This is a genomic window from Actinocorallia lasiicapitis, assembly GCF_054778695.1.
Map to the genome: position 1 here is coordinate 1 of NZ_BAAGZI010000294.1, position 7,487 is coordinate 7,487.

The 7,487-nt window shown below is 70.1% G+C and carries 9 protein-coding genes and 1 pseudogene; 6 read left to right on the forward strand and 4 right to left on the reverse strand.

Going from position 1 to position 7,487, the window contains the following annotated elements; translation table 11 throughout:
* Window positions 1–365, forward strand: a 365-nt coding sequence (locus ACYVE7_RS25155) for a hypothetical protein (RefSeq protein ID WP_460367809.1), incomplete at its 5' end; no start/stop codon positions are given.
* Between the two features lie 7 nt (window positions 366–372).
* Window positions 373–918, forward strand: a complete 546-nt coding sequence (locus tag ACYVE7_RS25160; RefSeq protein ID WP_460367811.1) for a DUF7919 family protein — start codon at window positions 373–375, stop codon at window positions 916–918.
* A 217-nt stretch (window positions 919–1,135) separates the two neighbouring features.
* Here the strand turns inward: ACYVE7_RS25160 and ACYVE7_RS25165 are convergent, their stop codons facing one another.
* Window positions 1,136–2,335, reverse strand: a complete 1,200-nt coding sequence (locus tag ACYVE7_RS25165; protein ID WP_460367812.1) for an MFS transporter — start codon at window positions 2,333–2,335, stop codon at window positions 1,136–1,138.
* Between the two features lie 383 nt (window positions 2,336–2,718).
* Between ACYVE7_RS25165 and ACYVE7_RS25170 the strand changes: the two genes are divergently transcribed.
* Window positions 2,719–3,273 (forward strand): ArsR family transcriptional regulator, encoded by a 555-nt coding sequence (locus ACYVE7_RS25170; protein ID WP_460367814.1) that lies wholly within the window; start codon window positions 2,719–2,721, stop codon window positions 3,271–3,273.
* Window positions 3,270–4,496 carry an MFS transporter gene (locus ACYVE7_RS25175; protein WP_460367816.1) on the forward strand — a complete coding sequence of 409 codons (1,227 nt, stop codon included), beginning with the start codon at window positions 3,270–3,272 and terminating at the stop codon, window positions 4,494–4,496. Before ACYVE7_RS25170 ends, ACYVE7_RS25175 begins: the two co-directional genes overlap by 4 nt.
* Before the next feature lie 6 nt (window positions 4,497–4,502).
* Here the strand turns inward: ACYVE7_RS25175 and ACYVE7_RS25180 are convergent, their stop codons facing one another.
* Both ACYVE7_RS25180 and ACYVE7_RS25185 read right to left on the reverse strand, forming a co-directional pair.
* Window positions 4,503–4,670, reverse strand: coding sequence for a hypothetical protein (locus ACYVE7_RS25180; RefSeq protein ID WP_460367818.1), 168 nt, complete (start codon window positions 4,668–4,670; stop codon window positions 4,503–4,505).
* A 53-nt stretch (window positions 4,671–4,723) separates the two neighbouring features.
* A complete protein-coding gene (locus tag ACYVE7_RS25185) occupies window positions 4,724–5,344 on the reverse strand; it encodes a TetR/AcrR family transcriptional regulator (protein ID WP_460367820.1) in 621 nt (206 codons plus the stop codon).
* A gap of 110 nt (window positions 5,345–5,454) precedes the next feature.
* Here ACYVE7_RS25185 and ACYVE7_RS25190 point away from each other — a divergent pair, with 110 nt between their 5' ends.
* Together ACYVE7_RS25190 and ACYVE7_RS25195 are read left to right on the forward strand one after the other, a co-directional pair.
* Window positions 5,455–6,243: an alpha/beta fold hydrolase gene (locus ACYVE7_RS25190; RefSeq protein ID WP_460367822.1), complete on the forward strand. Its 789-nt coding sequence runs from the start codon at window positions 5,455–5,457 to the stop codon at window positions 6,241–6,243.
* A 25-nt stretch (window positions 6,244–6,268) separates the two neighbouring features.
* Window positions 6,269–6,478 carry a DUF4287 domain-containing protein gene (locus ACYVE7_RS25195; RefSeq protein WP_460367824.1) on the forward strand — a complete coding sequence of 70 codons (210 nt, stop codon included), beginning with the start codon at window positions 6,269–6,271 and terminating at the stop codon, window positions 6,476–6,478.
* Between the two features lie 330 nt (window positions 6,479–6,808).
* Here the strand turns inward: ACYVE7_RS25195 and ACYVE7_RS25200 are convergent.
* Window positions 6,809–7,487 (reverse strand): annotated as a pseudogene (locus ACYVE7_RS25200) (hypothetical protein); the annotation flags it as partial.

Here is a 7,487-nt window from a genome sequence, read left to right on the forward strand (position 1 = left end):
GCTGGAAGCGGCTCGCCAAGACCTGGCCCTGGCTCATCTCCGGGATCACCCCGGACCGCGACGGCGGCCTGTGGTTCGAGGCAGGCGACAACTTCACCCCCGTCAGCGGCTGGGCCGACCAGATCATCGTGCACCAAACCGCCAAGGGCACCGTGACCTCCGTTCCCCTCCGCGCCGGCCTCTACGGCCTGTCCGCAGCCCGCGGCATCGTGTTCGCCATGGGCGAGACCTCCTCACGAAGGCACATCTGGGCCATCCGACATCGAGAAACCACGGCGATCTCCCGACCGCGCCCACCACGCCTTTCCGCGGTCCTCGGCCGACCGGCGGCACAGGCTGGCGTGGTGAGCGTCGAGACAGCATGATGCTCGGGTGCACTTCGCGGATCTGACCGACTACGAGTACGGGGACCCCAACCTGGAGGTTTTCAGCGACAGGGCTTCAGGGTTCTACTCGCTGGCCTTCCGGCCGAACTACCTGCGACTCAATGTCGGCTGGCTAGAGAACGGGCAGCCCTACACCACTGGATCGGCCCCCTCGGGCTTCGTCGAAAAGCTCACCGCTATCGCCGACATCCAACGGGTGAACTGCTTCTTGGGCCAGCATGAGTGCGATCTATGCAATGGACCATGGGAGCGATCAGGCCAGCAGCCACGCGGCACCTCCGAACTCCGTATCCCAGGCGCAGCCGGCCTCGCCTACGCAGCTCCCCAGCTCATCACCCACTACATGGCTGCACACGACTACCTTCCGCCAGCAAGCTTCGTCGAGGCCGTTCAAGCCATCAACCTTGACGAGTGGGAGCGCCTCCGCTGGCGAATCGGTGGCCACGTGCTAGCAGTTGCCTACCCCTGGATCCCCAGCGACGCAGCGCTCCACGACCCAGACGATCCGGCTACATGGGAGGCCATCCCCTAGCCCGCCAGACCAGCTCAACCCGGGGTGTCGAAGGCTCGCGTAACCAGGTGTGGGGGCCGGAGCGATCGTCGAATCTGGTGTATCGGTGTAGCAGCCTTGGTCGCACGGATGACGTTACGGCCCTGCACGCGCAGGACGCCCGCAGTGGGCGCGCGGTGGTGACGGACTTGGCGCTGGCGCGGAGTGGGGATTCCTGGTCGTGTCCTCTTTCGCGAGGTTAGGCGGGTTCGGGGGCTGTTCGGGTGGGGGGTGGGGTGGTGCGGAGTCGGTGGAGGGCTAGGGCGAGGGTGATCGTGCCGGTGGTGTGGAGGATGGCGGGGGATAGGAAGGCGGTGTGGGGGCCGAAGCGGTCGAGGGCGGCGGGGGCGGCTAGGGCTCCGGCGGCGGCGCCGAGCAGGGTGATGCTGAAGAACGCGCCTACGGTCTGGGCGCGGACCGCTGCGGGGATGTGGTTGATCTGCTCGGCGGTGAGCGGCCCTTCGACGAGGCCGAGCGCGAATGCCGCGATGAGGAGGGCGAATCCGAACGTCAGGGGATCGGCGGTGACCGTCATGCACCAGAAGACGACGGTCTGTACTGCGGTTCCGGTGAGGATGAGGCGCACCAGGTCGGGCCGTCGTGCTAGCCGGAGCGAGAGCAGGTTCCCGGTGATCGCGCCTACTCCGATCGTTGCCATGAGCAGGCCGACGGTCCGGGCGCTGCCGCCGAAGTACAAGTAGGTGAGGAGGGGAACCGTGGCGACCACGAACTGCCAGACCGCCTCGAAACAGGTCATCGCTATCGTCCACGGTCGCAGCACCGCGCCTCCTGCGACGGTCCGCAAACCGACCCAGAACCCCGCCGCCCGCACCCCTGCCACGTCACGGTCGACCCGGACGAACAGGAACACCAGGACGAACGACACCGCGAACGAAGCCACATCGATCCACAGCACCGACGCCGCCCCCACCACCCCGATGAGGACCCCGGCGATCGGCGGACCGAGCAGCAGCGATCCCCGGTTCACCGCCTGCAGCACTGAGTTCGCCCGGGCCAGCGCGCCTTCGTCCTTACCGCAGAGCGCGGGCAGCAGCACCAGCCGGGCACTGTGATGAGGTGTGAAGAACAGCCCGATTCCGGCCGCGACCGCCACCACGAACTCCCATCGCAGCACGCCCGCACCGTGCATCACCGGCACCACCGCGATCAGCACGCCCCGGACCGCGTCCCCGACGAGCAGCACCCGCCGGGCGCCGAGCCCAGCCGCCGCCGCTCCGCTCACCACCCCCGACAGCGCCATCGCCCCCATCTGCGCCGCCAGCACCACCGCCATCCGCCCCGCCGACCCCGACGAAACCAGGACGAACCACGGCAACGCCATCCGCGTCACCACCGAACCGGTGACCGAGAACCCCTCAGCCACCAGCAACGCCGCCAAACCCCGTCTCCGCACCCCCCGACCCTCCCCCGGCCGCACCCCGCCCGCCAACCCCTGACGGCTACGGCCGCGTGGGGCGCAGGGTGAGCGGCGCGGCGGTAGCGACGGACAGGAGGATCGCCGCGCTCAGGACGCTGATGCCGCATCCCGGGCAGGAGGCCGCCCTGGCCTGCGATGAGCGTCCCGCGCGACGGCGAGTGCGCCCCCGACCTGCCGGAAGTGTTGAGGATCCCACCTGGCGAGCGCTCCGCGCGGTCGCCACCCGCCTGGACGGCCAGCGCGTCCAACGCTCGTTCGGCCGCGCGCTGCGCGTGAACGCCACGAACGGCCGTCTTCCCCGGCCAGGTTGTTAGGTGTATTTGCAAAGGGCTAGGGTTTGCAAAGTGAAGTCTTTTGAGGGCGGGCATGGGGAGCTGGCGGCGCATCCGGTGCGGGAGGCGCTGGTGGAGCTGCTGGTGCGGCGGGGAAGCGTGACGGCGACGGACGCGGCGCGGGAACTCGGGGGTAGTACGGGTCTGTACTCCTTTCATCTGCGGCGGTTGGCGCTGTACGGGGTGATCGAAGCGGTTCCCGGTGACGGCGGGAGAGCACGGCCGTGGCGGCTGGTCGCGACCGGTGATGCGGCGGTGGGTCGGCGGGTCGAGGCGGCGGAGGGGCTCGGCGGGCTCGCTCGGGGGCTTGAGGACGAGAGCTATCAGCGGTGGCTGGAGCACAAAGGTGAGGCGCCCGCGCGGTGGCGGCGTGACGAGACTTTCAGCGAGGTCGTCTACCTGACTCCGGAGGAGATGGCGGGAATGGCCGAGGTGGTCAGGGCGCTGATCGGGCAGTTCCGCCATCGGGAGGCGCGGCCCACGGCCCGTCCCGCTGGCGCGGCGCCCGTCGCGGTCGTGGCGCGGCTGTTCCCGTTGCTGGAGCCGGATCGCGGAGAGCAACCGTGAGCGCCAAGGTGCTGTCGTCGCGGCCGCTGCGGCGGTTCATGGTCGGGCAGGCCGCCGCGTTCGTCGGTGACGGGCTGCTCGGGATCGCGTTGGCGTTCGCCGTCCTCGACCTCGGTGGCTCACCCGCCGAACTGGGGTTCGTGCTGGCCGCCCATGCGGTCGCCATGGTCGGGTTTCTGCTGTTCGGCGGCGTGCTCGCCGACCGGTTGCCGCGCCGGAACATCATGGTCGTGTCCGATCTGACCAGGTTCGCCGCCCAGCTCGGCATCGCCGTCCTGGTGATCTCCGGGACGGGTGAGATCTGGCAGCTCGCCGCGCTGAACGCGGTGCACGGGCTGGCGAGCGGGGCGTTCGCGCCCGCGGCGGTCGGGCTGATGCCGTCGATCGTTCCCCCGGACGGCCTGCAGCAGGCCAACGCCGTGAAGGGCCTCACCTATTCGCTGGGCAACATCGCGGGGCCTGCGCTGGCAGGGCTGCTCGTGGCGGGTTTCGGCCCTGGCTGGGCGATCGCGGGCGCGTCCTCGACGTTCCTGGTGAGTGCGGTCCTCCTGCTCGGCGTTCCGGCGACGGCCGCACAAGCGGAGACGTCCGGGACCTTCCTGCGTGACCTTCTGCGGGGCTGGCAGGAGTTCCGGTCACGGACCTGGGTGTGGGCGACCGTCGTCTACGCGTCGCTGGCGAACCTGCTGCTGGCCGCTTTTCTCGTGCTCGGGCCCGTCATCGCTGATCGCGATCTCGGCGGGCCGTCCCGGTGGGCGGCGGTCATGGGGGCGCTCGGGGTCGGGTCGCTGGTCGGCGGGGTGATCGCGTTCCGGGTTCGGCCGCGTCATCCGCTGCGGGCGGGGATCGCGCTGGTCTCGTTGTGCGCGCTTCCGGCGCTCGCGCTCGCCGGGCACCGGCCGGTGGTGGCGGTGGCCGGGGTCGCGTTCCTCGCGGGTCTCGGGTTGACCGTTTTCAACACGCTCTGGGAGACCAGTTTGCAGACTCATGTGCCTGCGGCGTCGCTTTCGCGGGTCGGCGCGTACGACGCTTTCGGGTCGCTGGCGTGCCAGCCGCTCGGGCAGGCAGTCGTCGGTCCCGTCGCGGTCGGGATCGGGCTTCATCCGACTCTCTGGCTTGCCGGGGGTCTCCAGCTCGCGATCTCCGCACTCGCCTTCTGCGTCCCCGCGCTCCGAGCCCTTCCCGCCGCTGAGGACGATGCCGTCGACCTCGCGGCAGTCTGAGAGCCGTCAGCCGGGGTAGCGGGTGGCCTCGTCGAGGGCGGTGTTGCCCGGTTCCGCGATCACTTGGGGTTTCGGTGGGACCTCGTGTCCGGCCACCAGGTCTTCCAGGGGTGTGCGCGGCGGCAGGGTCCGCCACCGGTCCGCTGCGCCGTCCTGCGTCGGTTCGTCGCTCATGGCTCCATCATGCCCTGGCCGTCGCCGCTTCGTCCCCAGTAGAAGCAGCTGAATCAGGGCGGGGGCCGGTAGGCGGCGAGGAAGGCGCGGACGCCGGCGGTGGCGTAGTGGTCCAGGTCGGCTTCGGTGTGCTGGGGGCCGCCGTGGAACATGGCCTGGTTGACCGGGATCCACAGGAGCAGGCCGGAGAAGTGGTGGGCGGCGAGCATCGGGTCGTCGACGGTGAGGAGTCCCTGGTCGGCGAGGTTGCGGAAGGTGGCGGCCAGGGTGGCCAGGACGCGTTCGAAGCCCTGCTCGTACCAGGCGGCGCCCAGTTCGGGGAAGGTGTCGGCGTTGGCGATGATCAGGCGTCGGAGCTGGATGACCTGGGGTTGGGTGAGGGCCGTCAAGAACCGGCGGGCGAGGTGGGTCAGGTTCTCCTGGAGGGCGTCGGAGTCGGCGGGGACGTCGGCGATCAGGTCGATCATGCCGTCGATGCGGTCGGTGGTGGCCAGGACGATCTCGGCGAACAGCTTCTCCTTGTCCGCAAAGTGCTTGTAGACGGTCTGCTTGGAGACCGCGGCCAGCTTCGCGATGTCGTCCATGCTCGTGCCCGAGTAGCCCCTGTCCAGGAACACCGTGGTCGCGGCGTCCAGGATCGCCTGGTGTTTGCGCTCCGAACGGCTGTCCATCATCAGTTCCCTCTGCTTCGCCTGGCCGCATAGTACTGGACTGACTAGTACTCGTTCGAGTACTGTACCGTCCAGTTCCGAGAGGGTCTTGCTACGGATGGGGAGTGGTGGCGATGGAGAAGGTGTTCTCTGCCGACGGGACGGCGATCGCCTATGAGCGGCGGGGTTCGGGCCCTATCGTGGTGCTCGTCGGCGGTGCGTTCATGACGCGCGGCGCGTCCGCCGACCTCGCCGATCTGCTGGCCGACCAGTTCACCGTGATCACCTACGACCGCAGGGGGCGCGGCGACAGCGGGGACGGCGCGGCTTACGACGTGCAGCGGGAGGTCGAGGACTTGGACGCGTTGATCGAGCAGGCCGGCGGCGAGGCGATGGTCTTCGGCATGTCCTCGGGAGCCGTCCTCGCGCTGGAGGCGACGGCCCGCGGCAGCGCCGTGACCAGGCTCGCACTGTACGAGCCGCCGTTCATCACCGATGGCAGCCGTCCGCCGCTGCCCGCCGACTACGTCGACCACTTGACGGAGCTCGTGGCCCGTGAGGCGTACGGCGACGCCGTCGCCTACTTCCTGACCGCGGCCGTGGGCCTGCCCGCCGAAGCCGTCGCGGGGATGCGGCAGGCCCCGTTCTGGGCTGGAATGGAGGCGACCGCCCGCACCCTCCCCTACGACGGCCAGATCATGGGAGACACGATGTCCGGCCGTCCGCTGCCCGGCGACCGCTGGACGTCCGTGACCGTTCCCGTCCTCGTCGGCAGCGGCGACTCCGGCCCCGACCACATGCTGAACGGCGCCCGGGAACTCGCCGCCCTGTCGGACGACTTCACCCTGCGCATCTTCCCCGGCCAGGACCACGACATCGCCCCGACGGTCCTCTCCCCCGCCCTGACCGCATTCTTCAGCTGACACCACCACCGAAAGGCAAGAAACCATGACCGAACCGGCGAAAGGCCCCGCCAGCTATTTCCCGTCGATCGAGAAGAAGTACGGACGTCCGATCGCCGAGTGGAAGGAGCTCATCCGCGCCTCACCGCTGACCAAGCACATGGAACTCGTCGCCTGGCTGAAAGCCGAGCACGCGATGGGCCACGGCCACGCCAACGCCCTCGTCGCCCACACCCTGGCCGAAACCACCGACTAGGGGACGATCACGACGCCCTTGCCGGTGGCGTGAACAGCGAGGTCCTCCGCAAACGCTGCGCCGACCACAACGTCCGCCACCACCCTCCTGATCCACACCGCAGCCCCGAACGCCCCAAGCGGTGACGCCCTGCGCCTGCTGGCCACCTGGACCGCCACCCTGAGGCACTCCGAAACACCCAGCTGCCGCACCGTCGCGACCGCCGCTCACCCTTCAAGTTCTTGATCTTCTGGGCCTTGGTAGGAGGCCGGCTTCACCGGCGCTACCGCCGACAGATCCACCGCGCCCGGCCCCAACCCCAGCAGTAGTTCTGAGGCGGGACGCCGTGGCTCAGTGTGAGGCCGGGGTGGGCGGGCCGTCCTGTGCTGGTGGCGTTGCGGGGGCGGTGGTGTCGGCTTGGGCGGATCGCTCCCGCTGCTTGTCGGCTTCGGCTCGGGCGGCGCGTTCTCGTTGAGTGTCGGTTTCGGCTCGGGCCGCCGCTAGGTCGGCTTCCAGGCGGTCGGCCAGGGCGCGGACGGCGGCCAGGTCGAGACGGTCGTCGGCAGATTTCTGTCGGGCGGTGTCCCGCTGGTGTTCGGCCGCGGCGAGGCGGGTGGCCAGGTCACCGGCCCGCGTGTCGGCGGAGGCGGCGGCCGCAGTGGCATCGGCGCGAACGGCGGCTAGTGTGTTTTCAGCGGCCTGGGTGGCGGCGCGTGCGGTGCGGGTTTCGCCCTGCGCCGTGACCAGGGCCTCCCGGGTGGCGGCGAGCGTGTCCTGGGTACGAGCGGTTTCAGCCCGTGCGGTGTTGAGTTGCGCGGTAAGAACGCGCTCGGCGGTCTGCGCCCGCTCCCCGACCTCTTCCAGGGCCGCGCGGAGCTCCCGCACCTCGGCGATCTTGGCGTCACGGGCGGCTTCCGCAGCGGCTTGGGCACGCTGAGCGGCCTCGCGCAGTAGGCGGTGCGTCTCGACGGCGTCGGCGGCGTCGGCACGAACCTGCGTGGCGGCGACCTGCTGCCGCTCGGCCTCGGCC